Origin of the sequence: Streptococcus oralis, from assembly GCF_023109195.1 — a bacterium.
Taxonomy (GTDB): Bacteria; Bacillota; Bacilli; order Lactobacillales; family Streptococcaceae; genus Streptococcus; species Streptococcus oralis_BV.
In genome coordinates, this window is record NZ_JALDUB010000003.1 from 11801 (window position 1) to 30924 (window position 19124).

Sequence of the window (19124 nt, forward strand, 5' to 3'; positions counted from 1 at the left end):
CTATCATACCAAATTTCACTACTAAAAGTCAATAGATATGAAAAATATTTTTGCCGATTTCAGTGTTTAACATCTAGAAAAACCTCGCTTTTGCGAGGCTCTCCTATTTATAAGCTAAGGCACGTTTAAAGGTTTTCCAGATTCCCAAATCATCCGTTTGAAGAACTAGACTAGCATACATGCGGCCGATAAAGGCTGTCGCAGTGACCGCAAAAACAACCGTTATGGCAAGCGAAATCCAAGCTTCTAGACCACTTGCATACCCATTTATAGCTCTAAATGGCATAAAGAAAGTCGAGATGAAAGGAATATAGGAACCAATTTTCAGAACTAAATTATCCCCAGCAGCACCTAGAGAAGTCACACCAACAAATCCTGCTATAATCAAGATCATCAATGGCGACAAGGCCTTTCCTGAATCCTCAGGGCGAGAAACCATAGAGCCTAGGAAGGCTGCTAAAACAACGTACATAAAGAGACTAACCAAGACAAACAATAAGGTATTGAGCGAGAAAGCCTCTCCTAGATGATTTAAAATTCCAGATTGTGCCAAGATAGGGATATCTTTAAAGAGCAGAATGGCAGCCAGCCCACCCACGACGTAAATGCCAATATGAGTCAAAATCACAAGAAGCAGAGCCAGCATGCGAGCGTAGAAATAATGACTTGCTCGGATACTAGAGAAGACCACCTCCATGATTTTGGTTCCTTTCTCGCTAGCCACTTCCTGAGCAGTGACACTAGCATAGGTTATCAAAATCATATAAAGGAAGAAACCAAGCCCTGCGGCCGCAATGGTTTGAACAATTTTTTTGTTTTCCTTAGATTCATCAATTTTCTCAGTAAAGTCAACGGTTTGACTCAGGCGTTTTTCCTGTTCTTGAGACAAATTAGCCGCCGAGCGATTCAGTTGGTATTGCAGTTCATTTAACTTATTGGTTACTGCTAGTTTGATGCCTGTTTCAAGAGAAGTTTCACCATGATAGACGGCCTTGAGGACACTGTCCTCTTGGTCAATGGTTAGGTAACCCTTGATTTTCTCATCCTTGATAGCAGCCTGGGCACTGGCTTCATCCTTATAATCAAAGTTGATACCATTGGTACCCTTGAGCCCTTCTTCCACAGATGGCACAGTTGTTACTACTGCTATCTTGCTATTCTTGGCCATAGAAGACCCTTGGAGAAAGCCGATTCCTACAGATAAGGCTAAAAAGAGGAACGGCGAAATCACCATAAAGAAGAAACTCCACGACTTGACATGTCGAAGATAGGTTTCCTTCATTACAACCCACATATTTCTCATACTTCCACCCCTGATTCTAGTTTAAAGATTTCATCGATTGTTGGAGCTTGTTGGTCAAAGGTCGCGATGTATTGACCTTGAGTGAGGATTGGGAAGAGTTCTCTTCCAGCGCTCTCATCATCTAGGATCAATTTCCAACTGCCTTGCTTGGTCAAGCTCACCTGTTTGACATGAGGAAGATTTTCCAATTCTTCCTTGCTTCGTTCACTTGAAACAAAGAGACGCGTTTTCCCGTATTGATTGCGAACTTCTTGGACCGGTCCGTGCAAGACTACACGCCCATCACGAATCATCAGGATATCATCGCAAAGCTCCTCGACATTGGTCATGACATGGTCAGAAAAGATAATGATTGCACCGCGCTCTTTCTCTTTCAAGATGACTTGTTTGAGTAACTCGGTATTAACTGGATCCAAACCACTAAAAGGCTCATCCAAGATAATCAAGTCTGGCTCATGGATTAGGGTGATAATGAGCTGAATTTTCTGCTGATTCCCTTTGGAAAGGCTCTTGATTTTGTCGGTCAATTTGCCCTTCACTTCCAATTTCTCCATCCATTGGGGGAGTTTTTCCTTGACTTCCTTGGCATCCATGCCCTTTAGAGTCGCCAAATAGCGAACTTGTTCAAGGACTGTCAGCTTGGGCATAAGGCTGCGTTCCTCAGGCAGATAACCAATCCGAGCATAGGTTTCCTGACGAATCTCCTGCCCATCCAGACTGATCTCTCCTTGATACTCTAAAAATTTCAACATACTGTGGAAAATCGTTGTTTTCCCAGCACCATTCTTCCCGACCAAGCCCAGAATCCTTCCTGGACTTGCCTGAAAATCGACACCAAACAAGACTTGCTTGGGACCGAAACTTTTCTCTAGATTTCTTACTTCTAACATTTTCCACCTCCGAGATATGTTGCACTTATTATACTCCTTTTTGATAGCCTTTACAACGATTTATGTCCATTTTATCGGATAATAAGTAGCAAAAGTATCCTTTCTCTAATAAATTTTAAGTACTTCAGTGATAGCATTAGTATAACTCATTAAAGACCTTCTGAGATGGCTTCCTCCTCAACTATCGCTTTTCTCTTCTGAACTGTCCTTTTGAAACTAAAAATCCACCCCGAAGGATGGATTGAAAATTTAACGCACTTCTGCATGAACTCTTTCTTCGAGAGAAGTTTGGATTTTTTCCATATAGCGTGCGACTTCTTCGTCTGTCAAGCTATCTTCTGGATTTTGGAAGGTCAAGCTATAGGCCATTGACTTCATGCCAACTCCCAGTTTTTCGCCTGAGAAGACGTCAAAGAGTTTGATATCAGTCAAACGTTTCACGCCTGCAGCTTGGATAGCATCTACAACTTCTTGATGAGTGACTTCTGCCTTGAGGAGTAGGGCCACGTCACGGCTGACTGCTGGGAATTTGGTGATTTCCACAAATGGAGCAGCTGGTTGAAGGGCAGCTTCAATGGCTGAAAGGTTGAGCTCCGCTACATAAGTTTCTGGGATATCGTAAGCCTTGGCAGTAACTGGATGCACTTGGCCAAGGAAACCAAGAACTTGGTCGCCAAGTGAAATCACGGCCGTACGTCCTGGATGTAGACTTGCAATCTCAGCTGTTGCTGCATAGGTCACTTCTAGTCCCAAGCGAGTAAAGAGGGCTTCAAGGATTCCCTTAGCATAGAAGAAATCAACTGGAACTGCTGCCGTTTGGAAATCTTTTTCAGCAACCAAGCCGGTTAAGGCAAAGGCAAAGCTATTGATCTCATTTGGTAGATCTTCTTTTGGATCGCCTGTTTGTTCAAAGACTTTTCCAATCTCGTAAAGAGCCAAGTTTTTGTTCTTACGAGCCACGTTGTAGGCCACTGTATCAAGAATACCTGAGACCATATTTTGACGGAGAACGGAACGATCCACTGTCATTGGCCACATAAGTTCTGTAAGGTTACTTGGTTGAGCCGTAAACTCAACTGCTTTTTCAGGAGTTGTCAGAGCGTAGGTGATGATCTCTGTCAAACCTGCTCCTTCAGCGATGGTACGGACTTGACGGCGCAGTTTTTGTGTCGCAGTCAATTCACCAGCTGTACCGTCATCTTTTGGAAGACTAGTTGGCAAGCGATCATAACCATAGATACGGGCGATTTCTTCAAAGAGGTCCGCTTCGATAGTGATATCCCAACGACGACGAGGTACGCTGACTGTAAAGCTTTCTGCATTGCCAGAAAGGCCAAAGCCAAGACGACGGAAGACGTCTTCCACATCAGCATAGGAAAGCTCCGTACCAAGGACGCGGTTAACGTCAGCCAGAGTCGAAGAAACTTCCACATCAGAAGTATCAAGCTGGCCTGCCGAAACGATACCCTTACGCACAGTCGCACCTGCAAGATCAGCAATCATGCTAGCCGCCGCATCAAGGGCTTCGTTAACAGTTGCCACGTTGATCCCTTTTTCAAAGCGAGAAGATGATTCAGAACGAAGGTTAAGGCGTCCGCTAGTCTTGCGGATGGATTTACCATTGAAAACAGCCGCTTCAAGGACCACACGACTAGATTTTTCAGAGATTTCTGTTGCTTGACCACCCATAACACCTGCAAGGGCTACTGGCTTGTCTGCGACAGTGATGACTAAGTCATTTGTTTCCAAGTCACGCTCTTCACCATCCAAGGTCACCAATTTTTCACCAGCACGCGCTTCACGCACACGAATCTCGCTTCCTTCAAAGGTATCCAAGTCAAAGGCATGCATGGGTTGACCAAAGTAGAGCAGGATGTAGTTGGTTACGTCTACGACATTGTTAATCGGACGAATCCCTTCGTTCATGAGAAGGTTTTGCAACCATTGTGGACTTGGTGCGATAGTCACATTGTCCAAGATACGGGCTGCATAGTAAGGCGCCTTGTCTGTCTCAATGCCTACAGAAAGGGCATCTGTTGCAGCTTCATTTGTTTCTATTAAACTGAATTCTTTAAAGTTGACTGCCTTGTCATAGATGGCTGCCACTTCGTACGCTACTCCACGCATAGATAGAGCGTCTGCACGGTTTGGTGTGATAGAAAGTTCGATGATTTCATCATCCAAGTCTAGGTAAGAAAAGACTTCGTCCCCAGGAACAGCATCTTGAGGCAAGATTTGAATACCATCTGCGAATTCCTTTGGTACAACTGAGTCAGAAATACCTAATTCACCAAGTGAACAGATCATTCCAAGTGACTCTAAGCCACGGATTTTCCCTTTTTTAATCTTGTAATTGTCAGCAATACGAGCTCCTGGAAGAGCCACCATAACCTTAATACCAGCACGCACATTCGGTGCACCACAAACGATTTGACGTGCTTCTTCTTCGCCAACGTTAACCTGACAAACATGGAGGTGAGTTTCTGGCACATCTTCGCAAGACAAGACCTCACCGACGACAATTTTTGAGAGACCAGCAGCAGGTGATTCCACACCTTCGACCTCAATCCCTGTAGTTGACATTTTTTCAGCCAACTCTTGTGATGGCACATCAATGTCCACCAATTCTTTTAACCATTTATAAGATACAAGCATAATTCTGATTGTAAGAACCCACAAGTAAGTTCTTTTCAATTCCTTTCTTTTTCTTCGAGTCAGTCCTCACCATTCTCATCAAGAGAAAATGACTAGGACTGTATAGGACTGTGTTTCAGGTTTCAATCTTATTTAAACTGTTCTGAGAAGCGGACATCGCCTTGGTAGAAACCACGGATATCATTGATTCCGTAACGGAGCATAGCGACACGCTCTTGTCCAAGACCAAAGGCAAATCCAGAATAAACAGTCGCATCGATTCCACTCATTTCAAGGACACGTGGGTGAACCATACCGGCCCCCATAATCTCAATCCAACCTGTTTTCTTACATACGTTACAGCCTTCTCCACCACACTTGAAGCAGGAAACATCCACCTCAACAGATGGCTCTGTGAATGGGAAATAAGATGGACGCAAACGGATCTGACGCTCTTCACCGAACATCTTTTGGACGATCAACTGAAGCGTTCCTTGAAGGTCTGCCATAGAGATGTTTTTCCCAACAACCAAGCCTTCGATTTGGTGGAATTGGTGACTGTGGGTTGCATCGTCCGTATCACGACGGAACACACGCCCCGGTGAGATCATTTTCAAAGGACCTTTTGAAAAATCATGAGCGTCCATGGCACGCGCCTGAACTGGAGACGTGTGAGTACGAAGCAAGATTTCTTCTGTGATGTAGAAAGTATCCTGCATATCGCGAGCTGGGTGATCTTTTGGGAGGTTCATACGCTCGAAGTTATAGTAGTCTTGCTCCACTTCAAAACCATCCACGACTTGGTAACCCATCCCAATGAAAATATCTTCGATTTCTTCACTGGTTTGTGTGAGAACATGACGGTGACCAGTCGCAACTGGGCGACCTGGAAGTGTCACATCGATGCTCTCACTTGCTAGTTGAGCTTCTACTTTCTTTTCTTCCAAGAGCTTAGCCGTTTCTTCAAAGGCCGCTGTCAAGATATCACGCGCTTCATTGACATGTTTCCCGATGATTGGGCGCATCTCAGCAGAGACATCTTTCATCCCTTTGAGGATTTCCGTAAGCGACCCTTTTTTACCAAGGACAGAGACACGCAAGTCTTGCATCTCTTTTTCATTTTCAGCAGTAATCTGCTGCAAGCTAGCCAGCGTTTCTTCACGAAGCGCTTTTAATTGTTCTTCAATAGTTGACATAATTCCTCCATCAGTCCCTCGTAGATAAAAAGAAAACCACATGCCAAAAACTCCACTCGGAGCGTTGACACGCGGTACCATCCGTTTTCATCTGACAAGTCAGACCTTCATTTCTAAATCCATGCGCAAGTGAATTCACCCAGCTCTCATATAGAGAGCTTGCAGTCACGGCTCTCCTCCCTGATATACTTCCCTTGAGTTACTAGTCTTGCGGATTTCTATTCAATTACTACTTAGTTTATCAGATTTTTAGTTAAAAAACAAGTTAGATTAGACTAATTTCAATATAAAAAGGAACAAGACACAATGCATTACCTATTTGTAGGATCTGTTTCACCTGCTTTCCTTTTCAATAAAAGAGTTGCTGCTTGATTAAAACCATCACACCAGTTATACCATTTTGCTTCATACTCATCTTGAGATACGATATGATTTTTTAAATCCAGAACAGAGTAAATCTTTCTTTCCTCACAAGCTTGCGCATAGAGATAATACAGTTCATCGCCACCATCTCTATCCCACTCAGCAGAAATCGTATCCCTACCTGCCAATAAAGCCTGATAAGCCCTGTGATGCCCGTCTGTAATCAACAAGCAGTCTCCGAATGCAAGAACACTGATTGGAGCAACATTGATTATTTCTACCGACTGATAAAGCATCTGGATATCTTGTAACTTCTTTTCTGATAAGTATAGTTGAGTCGGATGGAGATCTGTTATATTGACTTTCATTTCTTTTTCCTCAAAGGAATTTGATGCTCACTTCTGCTTGCCTTTAAATCGCCATTGGAAGCGAAGCTTGTCATAGAAAGGAAATTCGATAAACAAGACTCCCAAGCCCACACAGAAACTGGCAAGAACATCTGATGGATAGTGAACTCCCAGATAGACCCGAGATAGCAGCACACTGACTAGGTAGACCCCAAGGACGATTTGCACAATTTTTCTCCAAACCGGATCTTTAATCCGTTGACTGAGAATGACAATCAAAGTCCCTACCATCAGCGTCACTGCCAGAGAATGCCCGCTTGGGAAGGAAAATCCCTTCTCCTCTACCAAGTGTAAGATAGCTGGTCGTGGGCGCTGGTAAATATTTTTAAAGGTCACAATCAAAAGACCGGCTAAGGCTAGATTGCCCGCCATGAAGTAGCTTTCTATCTTCCACTGCTTACGATAAAAGATAAAGGCTGCGATGGCAACCCAGGTAATGATTACTGGGATATCAATCAAATGCGTAAGGGCACGGAACAGAACCGTTAAATAATCTGGCAAGTCCCCACGAAGGGCAGTCTGAAGCGGTTGATCAAAACCGACCAGCGTTTCAGGATAGAACTTAACCATATAGCCAAGAAGGACGAAAAGTAAAAGGGCAAAACTGCCCTTCATTAAAAATGTTTGTTTATCTCTCATAATGTTTTAAGGTTGGTTTCAAGAGGACGTATAACAACCAGAATGAAACGGCAAAGATTAAACCTTCAATCAGGTTAAAAGGTAAAACCATGGTCATCAAGTAGTTAGAAAGTCCTATAATTTCTCTAATATCAAAGTTGGCAAACTGCGCGTATAAAGGAACCGCATAGACATAGTTGAGAACCAACATGGCAGAAGTCAATCCAATAGTTCCCGCTAGAGATGCTAGTAGGAAACGAAGGGTGCTGCGTTCCTTTTTCCAAATCAAACCAAAGACGATAACAAAAACTCCCAGAGCTACGATATTCATTGGCAAGCCAATGTAAGTATTCACTCCCTGGCTATTGAGAAGCAACTTCAAGAGTGATCGCAACAAGAGAATCCCGAGAGCAGCTGGCAAATCCATGACCACCAAGCCCACAAGGACTGGCAAGATACTAAACTCGATCTTGAGGAAGGTCGCCGCTGGCAAGAGCGGAAAGTCAAAGTACATCAGCACAAATGAAATGGCTGATAAAATCGCAATGGTCGAAAGTCGACGTGTGTTTGTCATAACAGGTTCCTCCAATTTTCTATAAAATCAGAAGAAGTTGGAAAGGATCCCTCTATCTATTCTCACTTTTTATATCCCAAAAGTTCCCTCTCACTCTTTTGAGCAAGCGGTTGCAATTCATCAATAAACTCATCCGAACAGACAAAGCTATTCTTTCGTCTTCTCCCATCCAGACTATACTGTCGGTTGTGGAATCGCACCACATCAGCTTACGCTCGCGGACTTCTTTAACTAAGATATTTTGGATTAATCTAGGCGTCGCAGTCGAAGATAATACTTGAGTATATCGAGACAAGACAACGAAGAGAAAGCCAAAATAGCTAGTTAAAGTCACCGCCGGTCGGGAATTACACCCAGCCCTGAAGACCCCTTTATCATAACAAAAAACGCTTGCAAGTGCAAGCATTTTGATTATTTCAATTTATCTACTTCATAGGTGTGAACAAGCTCAAGACCTGTAAAATTCTGCTGACGGAGAGCTTCGTAGACGATCATGCAGACGGTATTGGAAACATTGAGACTGCGGACATGTTCATCGTTCATAGGAATGCGGAGAGCTGTCTCAGGATGTTCACGCATAAAGTCCTCTGGCAAGCCCTTGTCTTCACGTCCGAAAAGAAAATAGTGGTCTTCATCAGTCGATAAATCTGCTTCAGAATACACTTTCTCAGCAAATTTTGAAATCAGATAGAGTTTCCCCTTCATCTGAGACATGAAATCTTCCAAGCTGTCATAAAAATAAATCTCAAGCTTATCCCAGTAATCCAAACCAGCCCGCTTCATCTTTCGGTCGTCAATGGGAAAGCCCATCGGTTTGATGATGTGGAGGGGAGAATTGGTCGCAGCGCAAGTACGCGCAATGTTACCTGTATTTTGTGGAATCTGAGGTTCGAATAATACAATGTGATTTGTCATTACGGGTTTCCTTTTATCATTGCAAAAAAATAGCCACACTGCCCGGAGTCAAGCTCAGCAAACAGCGTGGTTAAGGCATCGTTAACTTACCTCACAACAGGTTTGAAGTAAATCAGCGAAACTACTTCCTTAGTATAACACTTTCAGAATCATTGTCAATAGAAATGACTTGATTTTTTTACTTTTTTTGATGATATTTTCATGTTTGGTCATTCCTTTCTGAAAAGGTATGGTAAAAGAGCCAAATTACTTCAAATCAGAGACATTGTTATAGAAGTTAAGTAAATGTATCTTCAAAACTTGAAAAAAGCCTTTCTTCCCCTAAAAATCGCCTTAGCAAGTGCATTTTTTGCTAAAAAAGGGTATGATAGTTACATCATGAAAAAGTAGGTTTTTTATATGAAAATTGTCCTTGTTGGTGGAGGGAAAGTTGGTTTCGCCCTCTGTCGTTCACTGGTTGCAGAAAACCATGACGTTGTCCTCATCGAACAAGATGAGGCTGTCCTCAATCACATTGTCAGTCGCTATGATATCATAGGTCTCCTTGGAAATGGTGCTGACTTTGCCATCTTAGAGCAAGCCGGTGTCCAAGAGTGTGATATCTTTATCGCCCTAACCGAACACGATGAAGTGAATATGATTTCAGCGGTACTTGCTAAAAAAATGGGCGCTAAAGAAACCATCGTTCGGGTGCGAAATCCTGAATACTCTAATGCCTATTTTAAAGAGAAAAATATTCTTGGATTTTCACTTATTGTTAATCCAGAGCTCCTGGCAGCGCGTGCGATCTCAAATATCATTGATTTCCCTAATGCCCTCTCTGTCGAACGATTTGCTGGAGGTCGGGTCAGTCTCATGGAATTTGTTGTCAAGAACTCTAGCGGTCTTTGTCAAATGCCAATCTCAGACTTCCGTAAAAAGTTTGGTAATATCATTGTCTGTGCTATGGAGAGGGATCACCAACTTATGATTCCAAGCGGTGATGTTATTATCCAAGACAAGGATAGGATTTTTGTTACAGGAAATCGTGTAGATATGATGCTTTTCCATAACTATTTTAAATCTCGTACAGTGAAAAGCTTACTTATCGTTGGAGCTGGAAAGATCGCTTATTATCTGCTTGGCATTTTAAAAGACAGTCGCATTGATACCAAGGTCATCGAGATTAATCCTGAAAGAGCTCGTTTCTTCAGTGAAAAGTTCCCCAATCTCTATATTGTCCAAGGAGATGGAACTGCAAAAGACATTTTGCTGGAAGAAAGTGCTCCCCACTATGATGCAGTCGCAACCTTGACTGGAGTTGATGAGGAAAATATCATCACTTCTATGTTTCTTGACCGTGTTGGCGTCCATAAGAATATCACCAAGGTCAACCGAACAAGCCTTCTAGAGATTATCCACGCACCTGATTTTTCAAGTATCATCACACCAAAAAGCATCGCAGTAGATACCATTATGCACTTTATCCGTGGTCGAGTAAACGCTCAGTACTCAGACCTTCAAGCCATGCACCATCTAGCAAACGGTCAAATTGAAACTCTCCAATTCCAAATCAAGGAAGCTAATAAAATGACTGCCAAACCTCTATCACAGTTGAAATTGAAAAAAGAGGTTCTCATCGCAGCCATTATCCGAAAAGGAAAAACAATCTTCCCTACCGGAGAAGATATGCTTGAGGTGGGAGACAAGTTGCTCGTGACGACCTTATTGCCGAACATCACCAAAATTTATGACTTGATCGAGAGGTAAAAAATGAATAAAAGTATGATTCGTTACCTCCTCTCAAAACTTCTCTTGATTGAAGCTGTTCTTCTCCTAGTCCCTGTTAGTGTAGCGATCTATTACCAAGAATCCAGTCAAGTATTTATCGCTCTCTTTTCTACGATTGGAATTTTAGTCCTTCTCGGTGGTCTAGGCGTTTTACGGAAACCGAAAAATCAACGGATTTATGCCAAGGAAGGGGTTTTAATTGTTGCCCTCTGTTGGATTCTATGGTCTTTCTTTGGTGGCCTCCCCTTTGTCTTTTCAGGACAAATCCCAAGCGTCATCGATGCCTTCTTTGAAATCAGTTCTGGATTTACGACTACAGGAGCAACTATTCTGAACGATGTTTCCGTCCTCACTCGTTCCCTCCTCTTCTGGCGAAGTTTCACCCACTTGATCGGAGGGATGGGGGTACTCGTCTTTGCACTTGCCATTATGGACAATGCTAAGAATAGCCACTTGGAGGTGATGAAGGCTGAGGTCCCTGGACCTGTCTTTGGCAAGGTCGTATCCAAGCTAAAAAACACTGCCCAGATTCTCTATCTGCTTTATCTGGCTCTCTTCTCCCTTTTTGTGGTTATCTACTACCTAGCAGGCATGCCTCTCTATGATAGTTTTGTCATCGCTATGGGAACGGCAGGAACTGGGGGCTTTACCGTCTATAACGACGGAATTGCCCACTATGGTAGCTCACTCATCACCTATCTAGTTAGTATCGGAGTGTTGGTTTTTGGGGTTAACTTCAATCTCTACTACTACCTCATGCTCCGTCGGGTTAAGGCTTTCTTTGGAGATGAAGAACTACGAGCATATATCATCATTGTCCTAGTTTCTACAGGCTTGATTACGCTTAATACGCTCCACCTCTACCAAGGTGTCTCTAAGAGTGTTGAAATGGCCTTCTTCCAGGTTTCCAATATCATCACGACAACAGGTTTTGGTTACGGAGATATTACCAACTGGCCCCTCTTCTCCCAATTTATCCTCCTCTTCCTCATGGGAATCGGTGGATCAGCTGGCTCAACTGCAGGTGGTCTTAAGGTGATCAGAGGACTTATCCTCTCTAAAATCGCAAAAAATCAGATTTTGTCCACTTTATCCCCTCACCGTGTTTTGACTCTACACGTCAATAAAACTGTGATTGATAAGGATACCCAGCACAAAATTCTTAAATATTTTGCTATCTATATGATGATTATTCTCTCTCTCATCTTTATCGTCAGTCTTGATAGCAATGATTTTCTAGTCGTGACCAGTGCGGTCTTCAGCTGTTTTAACAATATCGGACCAATTCTAGGTACAACATCTAGCTTTGCCATCTTCAGTCCCATCTCTAAAATCCTGCTCTCTTTTGCAATGATTGCAGGTCGCTTAGAGATTTACCCAATTTTGCTACTCTTTATGAAGCGTACTTGGTCTAAACGTTAATTACAATACAATCCCCCTTTTACAAGCTAGTAAAAGGGGATTTTTTCTATTAAAAATGAGAAGACCTTTTGGTCCTCTCCGAATCTAATTATTTTTTAAGAGCTTCCTTGTAACGAGCAAGTTCTGCTTGATTGGCCCAAACATAGTGACCTGGACGAATTTCCACCATAGACGGCTTGTCAGTCTCATAGTCATGTTGATCAGGATCGTAAACTTTCAGGACTTTCTTGCGTTCCAAGATTGGATCAGGAATCGGTACAGCAGATAGAAGCGCTTGAGTGTATGGGTGGACAGGATTGTTAAACAATTCCTCTGTCTCCGCCACTTCGACGATAACTCCCTTATAGATAACCGCGATACGATCTGAGATAAAGCGAACAACTGACAAGTCATGGGCTATAAAAAGATAGGTCAAGCCCAACTCTTTTTGGAACTTCTTGAGCAAGTTCAAGACTTGCGCACGCACTGATACGTCCAAGGCTGAAATTGGCTCATCCGCAATAACGAAATCAGGTTCCATCACAAGGGCACGGGCAATCCCGATACGCTGACGTTGACCACCAGAAAACTCGTGTGGATAACGGGTCAAGTGTTCTTTCAAAAGTCCAACTTCATGGATCATCTTTTGAACTTTTTCTTTTCTATCTTCTTCGTCTTTGAACAAGTGGTAGTTGTAAAGACCTTCAGAGATGATATAGTCAACTGTTGCACGCTCATTCAAGCTCGCTGCAGGGTCCTGGAAAATCATCTGGATGCGACGGATCAAGTCTGATGATTCCTTATGAGATTTTTTCCCATTAATCTTATGACCATCAAAGATGATCTCACCTTTACTAGTATTATTTAGACCAATAATGGCACGACCAATCGTTGTTTTCCCGCTACCAGACTCACCAACAAGAGAGAAGGTTTCTCCCTTGTTGATAAAGAAGTTGGCGTTTTTAACCGCAACAAACTTCTTACTTCCTTCACCGAAGGAAATTTCTAAATCTTTAATTTCTACTAATTTTTCAGACATTTCCTTCCTCCTAGTCTTCTAGATGAGCAAAGCCCATTTTATCACGAATCTTGTCATGCAAATCTGCAATGACTCCAGGTTTTTCAACTTTAGGAGCATTCTCATGAAGCAACCAAGTCTTAGCCCAGTGGGTATCAGTGACTGAAAACTGAGGTGCTTTCTGTTCAAAGTCAATTTGCATCGCATAATCTGACCGAAGGGCAAAGGCATCACCTTTCAACTCAGTATAAAGAGACGGTGGTGTTCCTGGGATAGAGTACAATTCCCCTTTATCATCAGCAAGCTGAGGCAAGCTAGACAAGAGACTCCAAGTATATGGATGACGTGGATCGTAGAAGACTTCCTCAACAGTTCCGTATTCTACAATTTCACCAGCATACATAACCGCTACCTTATCGGCAATACTTGCTACCACACCAAGGTCATGGGTGATAAAGATAATGGTAAAGTGGTACTCATTTTGCAAGGTTTTAAGCAAATCAATGATTTGCGCTTGAATGGTAACGTCAAGGGCCGTTGTTGGCTCGTCACAGATCAAGATATCTGGACGACAGGCAAGGGCAATCGCAATAACGATACGTTGGCGCATCCCTCCAGAATATTGGAAAGGATACTCTTCAAAACGTTTTTCAGCATCTGGGATTCCGACCTTGTTCATATAGTCGATTGCCATCTCTTTGGCTTCCTTAGCTGTTTTCCCTTGGTGTTTAATGATAACTTCAGTGATTTGGCTACCGATTGTATTGATTGGGTCCAAACTTGTCATAGGGTCTTGGAAGATAGTCGCAATTTTAGCACCACGAATCTTCTCCCATTCCTTGTTAGAAGTTAGAGCGGTCAAGTCTTGTCCACGATAGTCGATGCTTCCTTGGGCAATACGTCCATTGTCTTCTAACATCCCTGTAAAGGTTTTTGTTAAAACAGATTTACCAGAACCGGACTCACCTACCAAGGCCAGAACTTCTCCTTCAATCAAGTCTAGAGAAACTCCTCGGATAGCCGTCAGAACTTTGTCACGAACGTCAAATTCCACGACAATATCACGAGCAGTCAAAATTACATCTTTTCCTTTTATCATGTCTACTCCTATCTATGTGTACGTGGATCACTAGCATCCGCTAGGTTTTGACCAACAACGAAAAGAGATAGGGATACCAAGATCAAGGTTGTCAACGGAATCCAGAATAAGTAAGCGTTGGTCGTAACGTTTTGTGAGTAATCTGAGATCAAACGTCCCAAACTTGGCACTGTTACAGGCAATCCCAATCCAAAGAAGGAAAGGAAGGCTTCATAAGAGATGAAGCTTGGCAACATCAAGGTCATTGTAGAAACAATAACAGATACCAATTGTGGCATGATATTTTTAACGATGATTTTAAAGGTTGGTGTCCCAAGTGTTTGAGAAGCAAGGTTGTATTCCAAGTCACGGTAACGCATGATTTGGATACGAATCATATAAGCAATCCCAATCCAAGTTGTCACACTCATGGCAAAAATCAAATTCCAGAAACCAGCACCAATTGAGTAAGTCAAGACAATGACAATCAAGAGAGACGGAATGTTTGAAATAATGTTATAAACTTCCATCATGACGCGGTCAACGGATTTTGAAATTCCCCAAATTCCACCAACAATAACCCCGATCACAAGGTTGATAAAAGTGGCAATTACAGAGATAAGAATTGAATTACGCGCACCAAACCAAACCCCGTCAAACAAGGATTTACCATTGCTATCTGTACCAAACCAATGTTCAGCATTGGGCTTGATAAAACGAGCAGAGAAGTCATTGACCTTACTTACATCGTTGAAGTCAAAATCTGAGAACATTGGGTAAATAAAGCTCATCAAGATAATGGCAACCAAAATCCCCAACATAAGGACTGTTGATTTTTTCTTTAGAAATTGTCTAAATACAGAACCCCAGTATGAATAGGCAGGGGCGTCAATTGTTTCAGAGGCAAAATCGTCACGTTTTACGAACTGAAATTTTTCTTTTCCGATTGTTGACATTATTTGCCTCCTTTCTCTGTCAATTTAATACGTGGGTCAAGCATGGTCATCCAGATATCTCCTACAAAGAGTGAGAAGATAGAAATACATGTAAAGATAAAGACGAGACCAACAACCATTGAGTTGTTTGATGCCTTAACAGAGTCAATCAACATTTTACCCATACCTGGGAAAGCGAAGACTGTTTCTGTCAATGTTGCACCACCGATAACCCCGATTACGGCTCCAGGAATACCTGAAACCAAAGGAACCATGGCATTTTTAAAGATGTGTTTATTTGAAATTTCTTTTTCAGACAAACCTTTTGCACGAGCAAAACGAACGAAGTCCTGAGATTGCAAGTCGATCATGTAACGACGAATCCAGATAGCTGTACTTGGTGCACCCAGCAAACCTAGAATGACTGCTGGCAAGACATATGAACGCCAGTCCCCAGCTCCCAAGATAGGAAATGAATCTGGCAGACCGATAGATGATCCAATCAAGCGCACGATATAAACCAAGGCAATCGTTGGAAGTGCAAGCAAGAAGGTTAGAGCACCTGTCGAGAAGCTATCAATCCAAGTATTCTTGTGGCGAGCCATGGCAGATCCAAGTGGAATCGCAATCGCATACGAAATAATCAAACCAATCAAACCAGCAACCGCTGAGCTTGCGATCATTGATGGGTATTGATAATTGCTTTCTGTAGCTGTATATGGATCGTCTTTACCATAGTTGGCTACTTCACGCGCATCTGCTTGACTTGGAGATTTGTAGGTACGAGAGTAAATATCTACAGATGAAGTCTTTTTACCTGTAGGGAATTGAACTTCTGATGTCTTAGTTTGTCCCTGACCTTGTGTGATAACTTGAAGCACTGGTGTGTTTGCATAAGTTGGGTAAGAGTCACCCAAGTTGATGTTCACAAAGTTTTGGTGTACAAATGGGAATTGATTGTTGAAATACAAAAGGTATTTATGTTTTGTACCTGAACCAACCAATGACCAACCGATAGCAGGGTCATTTTCAAAACGAAGATAACGTTGCAAGTTTGGATTTTCAGGATCTTGAATCTTGTTTGGATGATCAATATCAATCAAGTTCGCATAGAATTTGAAAACACGTTCAAAAATCGGAATTTCACGCGTAGCATAGAATTGACCACTTTCTGAGAACACACCGAGTGTCCAACCATTTCCTAGTTGGTTGATGTATTTTTCGTAGATTGCCTTATTGGTATCATTGGAATCCACTGTTACAGATGAGTCCATTGTGCTCGCTCTTTCTTGCAACTCTTTGGTATCGTAGTACTCGATATAGCCCATCCGTTCATAAACGGTATTTTCATAATTATCCCGCTTATCCGGCGTCGTTGCAATCTTGTTATAGTTGGTATCCTGCTTGAAAATCAGTTTTCGAGGAACCATCGTATAAATAATTGTGTAAGTCAAGGTTGTCACCAAGAAAATAGACAACAATGAACGCAATACACGCATAAAAATATATTTCTTCATATCGTTTCCTTTTAAAATCCCAAAAGAACCTTCTCCTCATGGAGAGAAAGTTCTCTTGAGAGTTATTTATTTAACGTGATTAGCCAATTCTTTTTGAACTTTTTCGTTTGATTCTTTTTTCTCTTTGAGCCATTTTTCACGAGCTTGTTCATAATCAGCTTTTGTTACAACCTTGTCTTGTAACTGAATATACTTAAAGTATACGTCTGAGCCCTTATCTCCAGATTGACTGTATGATGCAGAGAAAGGCACAACACGAGAAATGATTGGTGCAGCACCACTTGATGACATAGCTGGCAAGAAGAGTGAGCTATCTGTCAACCAAGCTTGGGCAGCCGCATATTTTTCATAACGAACATTCAAGTCACTTGTTTCTTTTCCTGCTTCATCAACTAACTTATCGTATTCTTTCAAACCAACTTGAGCCGCTGCAGCATTATCTGCACCTTCGTAACCCATATAGGTTTTTGTTTGTTCAGCATTCGTTGTTTTCAAGATATCAAGGTAAGTTGATGGATCTTCATAGTCAGGGTTCCATCCAACAGCACCTGAGAGATCCCAATCTTCTGCCGCTGCGCTAGCTGCGTAGTATGTAATATTCTGTAGTTCATCTGTAGTGATTTGTTGGATATCGATGACTACGTTTTCTTCTCCAAGTACAGTCTCAACGGATTGTTTGAAGGATTGAATACGTGCGATATAGTTTTTAGATGTTTGGTCTACTGGGATATCCAAGTGGATAGGGAATTTCACACCTTCTGCTTCCAATGCTGTTTTAGCTTTGGCAAATTCGGCTTTGGCTTTATCGGCGTTGAAAAGTCCATCTTGACCATCCGCAAAGTTTACATTCTTCCATTCATCACCGTAAGCCGCCATCTTTTCAGTTACCAAGTCACCGAAAGTTTTTTCGCCTGCAGAGACAAAGTCTGGTTTCACAAAGAGGTTACGAACTGCAAGAGGAGCACCTTCTTTACCATTAATTTGTGCTGAGTAAGAAGTACGGTCAAAGGCAAAGTTCAAAGCCTGACGGAAGTCCTTGTTAAGAAGGGCTTTCTTAGTAGAAGTCTTCTCTTCATCAGTTGTCTTAGAAGTGTATTTGTAACCTTGACGGTCAATATTTACACCCAAACCACCAATACCTGGACCTGATGGAGTGTAGTAAATATTGTCTTTGTATGTTTCTTCTACCTTAGAGTAGTTTGAACTTGTTGGGAAGAGACGGGCATAGCTATAAGCCCCACTTGTAAAGTTACGTTCAATTGATTCTTGATCTGAACCATCATAGTAAGCAAGTGTTACTTTATCAAGATGAACATTGTCTTTGTCCCAATAGTTTTCATTCTTCACAAATTCGATAGATGACTTAGCAGTCAAACCTCTCAGCAAGAATGGTCCATTGTAAAGCAATGATGTAGGGTCAGTCGCTTTACCAAAATCAGATCCTTTTGATTTTTCAAATTCTTCGTTCAATGGCCAGAAGATTGAGTAGGCCAGCTTAGAGTTCCAGTATGGTTCTGGTTTGTTCAAAGTGTATTCAAGGGTGTAATCATCAACTGCTTTTACACCGACTGAAGCAAAATCTTTATTGTTTCCAGCTATATAGTCAGCTAGACCTTTAACTGAATCTTCTGCTAGATACTTAGCTGCTGATTTATTGTCAGCTGCGTGTTTCAAACCATTTACAAAGTCCTTGGCTGTTACTTCAGCATACTCTTCGCCATCAGATGTCATCCATTTGACACCTTTACGAATCTTGTAGGTATAAGTCAAACCATCTTTTGAAACTGACCAGTCTTCTGCAACTGCAGGGACTAGGTTCCCATACTTGTCGTTTGTGAAAAGACCATCGATACCATTTGAAGTGGCAACCTTAGTACTTTGTTTCCCTGAAATGAGGTAATCCAACGTTTCTGGGTCAGCTGAATAAATATAGCCATAATTTTTTGGCGCTGTAGAATCAGATGATTTTGAAGAACCACAAGCAGCTAAAACGCCAGTTGCTAATAGGGCAATTCCTGCTGCGACAAATACTCTACTTTTTTTCATATTGTTAACTCCTCTTTGAAAAATTTAGGCTTATTGGAAATTATAACATATATCTTTTAAAAAGTAAACGAATTTTCAGAATATTTAGGCGCATTTCTTCAAAAAACTTCTATTTGTCAAAATTCTTGCATTCTTTGTTTGTTTCTGCAAGAAATACTTTCTAGTCCGACCCTCTTTAGAACGGGATTTTTACAAGCTTTTTCTCACTTCTTCAATCACCATCTGTTTTCCTAAATTGGATTTTAGAATAAGAAACTATTGACGGGAAATGATTTTCAAGGTATAATAATAAACGTTGAGGCGGTATAGCCAAGTGGTAAGGCACGGCTCTGCAAAAGCTTGATCGTCGGTTCAAATCCGTCTACCGCCTTTCAATACCTGAATGAACAGGAATTAACCAAATGAAAAGCCCGTAAAATTGGGCTTTTTTATTTTTTCTTCAGATAAATACGGATAACT

The 19124-nt window shown here is 41.9% G+C and carries 15 protein-coding genes, 1 tRNA gene and 1 riboswitch; of the genes, 3 read left to right on the forward strand and 13 right to left on the reverse strand.

What is annotated here, in order from left to right; all coding sequences use genetic code 11:
- Positions 1-103: 103 nt before the first annotated feature.
- From M1F65_RS08140 to M1F65_RS08175, 8 genes are all read right to left on the reverse strand, one after another.
- Positions 104-1303, reverse strand: a complete 1200-nt coding sequence (locus M1F65_RS08140) for an ABC transporter permease (RefSeq protein ID WP_001245392.1) — start codon at positions 1301-1303, stop codon at positions 104-106.
- Positions 1300-2193 carry an ABC transporter ATP-binding protein gene (locus M1F65_RS08145; RefSeq protein WP_070567769.1) on the reverse strand — a complete coding sequence of 298 codons (894 nt, stop codon included), beginning with the start codon at positions 2191-2193 and terminating at the stop codon, positions 1300-1302. Before M1F65_RS08145 ends, M1F65_RS08140 begins: the two co-directional genes overlap by 4 nt.
- Before the next feature lie 249 nt (positions 2194-2442).
- Complete coding sequence (gene pheT / locus M1F65_RS08150) at positions 2443-4848, reverse strand: phenylalanine--tRNA ligase subunit beta (RefSeq protein ID WP_247925798.1); 2406 nt, start codon at positions 4846-4848, stop codon at positions 2443-2445.
- Positions 4849-4976: 128 nt separating this feature from the next.
- Positions 4977-6023 (reverse strand): phenylalanine--tRNA ligase subunit alpha, encoded by a 1047-nt coding sequence (gene pheS / locus M1F65_RS08155; RefSeq protein ID WP_033629320.1) that lies wholly within the window; start codon positions 6021-6023, stop codon positions 4977-4979.
- 311 nt (positions 6024-6334) lie between these two features.
- Entirely contained in the window at positions 6335-6754 is a 420-nt protein-coding gene (locus M1F65_RS08160; protein WP_000867350.1) for a hypothetical protein, read from the reverse strand.
- Positions 6755-6781: 27 nt separating this feature from the next.
- Positions 6782-7432 (reverse strand): phosphatase PAP2 family protein, encoded by a 651-nt coding sequence (locus tag M1F65_RS08165; protein WP_049519741.1) that lies wholly within the window; start codon positions 7430-7432, stop codon positions 6782-6784.
- The gene (locus tag M1F65_RS08170; protein WP_049519742.1) at positions 7422-7985 is read right to left on the reverse strand and encodes an ECF transporter S component; all 564 of its coding nucleotides are present in this window, start codon (positions 7983-7985) and stop codon (positions 7422-7424) included. Before M1F65_RS08170 ends, M1F65_RS08165 begins: the two co-directional genes overlap by 11 nt.
- Positions 7986-8138: 153 nt before the next feature.
- Positions 8139-8356, reverse strand: a riboswitch (FMN riboswitch).
- Positions 8357-8396: 40 nt separating this feature from the next.
- Positions 8397-8900: a tRNA (cytidine(34)-2'-O)-methyltransferase gene (locus M1F65_RS08175; protein WP_247925774.1), complete on the reverse strand. Its 504-nt coding sequence runs from the start codon at positions 8898-8900 to the stop codon at positions 8397-8399.
- Between the two features lie 399 nt (positions 8901-9299).
- Between M1F65_RS08175 and trkA the strand changes: the two genes are divergently transcribed.
- Together trkA and M1F65_RS08185 are read left to right on the forward strand one after the other, a co-directional pair.
- A complete protein-coding gene (trkA, locus tag M1F65_RS08180) occupies positions 9300-10649 on the forward strand; it encodes a Trk system potassium transporter TrkA (RefSeq protein ID WP_247925775.1) in 1350 nt (449 codons plus the stop codon).
- A gap of 3 nt (positions 10650-10652) precedes the next feature.
- Positions 10653-12092 carry a TrkH family potassium uptake protein gene (locus M1F65_RS08185; protein WP_125422924.1) on the forward strand — a complete coding sequence of 480 codons (1440 nt, stop codon included), beginning with the start codon at positions 10653-10655 and terminating at the stop codon, positions 12090-12092.
- A gap of 88 nt (positions 12093-12180) precedes the next feature.
- Here the strand turns inward: M1F65_RS08185 and M1F65_RS08190 are convergent, their stop codons facing one another.
- The 5 genes from M1F65_RS08190 to M1F65_RS08210 all read right to left on the reverse strand — a co-directional run bounded on the left by M1F65_RS08190 (position 12181) and on the right by M1F65_RS08210 (position 18665).
- The gene (locus tag M1F65_RS08190) at positions 12181-13110 is read right to left on the reverse strand and encodes an ATP-binding cassette domain-containing protein (protein ID WP_001291306.1); all 930 of its coding nucleotides are present in this window, start codon (positions 13108-13110) and stop codon (positions 12181-12183) included.
- 10 nt (positions 13111-13120) lie between these two features.
- Positions 13121-14188, reverse strand: a complete 1068-nt coding sequence (locus M1F65_RS08195) for an ABC transporter ATP-binding protein (RefSeq protein WP_000589650.1) — start codon at positions 14186-14188, stop codon at positions 13121-13123.
- Between the two features lie 8 nt (positions 14189-14196).
- On the reverse strand, positions 14197-15123 hold the full coding sequence (oppC, locus tag M1F65_RS08200; protein WP_000103938.1) for an oligopeptide ABC transporter permease OppC: 927 nt from the start codon (positions 15121-15123) through the stop codon (positions 14197-14199).
- The gene (locus M1F65_RS08205; protein WP_125391576.1) at positions 15123-16619 is read right to left on the reverse strand and encodes an ABC transporter permease; all 1497 of its coding nucleotides are present in this window, start codon (positions 16617-16619) and stop codon (positions 15123-15125) included. Before M1F65_RS08205 ends, oppC begins: the two co-directional genes overlap by 1 nt.
- A 66-nt stretch (positions 16620-16685) precedes the next feature.
- Positions 16686-18665, reverse strand: a complete 1980-nt coding sequence (locus M1F65_RS08210) for a peptide ABC transporter substrate-binding protein (RefSeq protein WP_247925776.1) — start codon at positions 18663-18665, stop codon at positions 16686-16688.
- Positions 18666-18964: 299 nt separating this feature from the next.
- Here M1F65_RS08210 and M1F65_RS08215 point away from each other — a divergent pair.
- Positions 18965-19035, forward strand: a tRNA-Cys gene (locus tag M1F65_RS08215).
- The last annotated feature ends 89 nt before the right edge of the window (positions 19036-19124 follow it).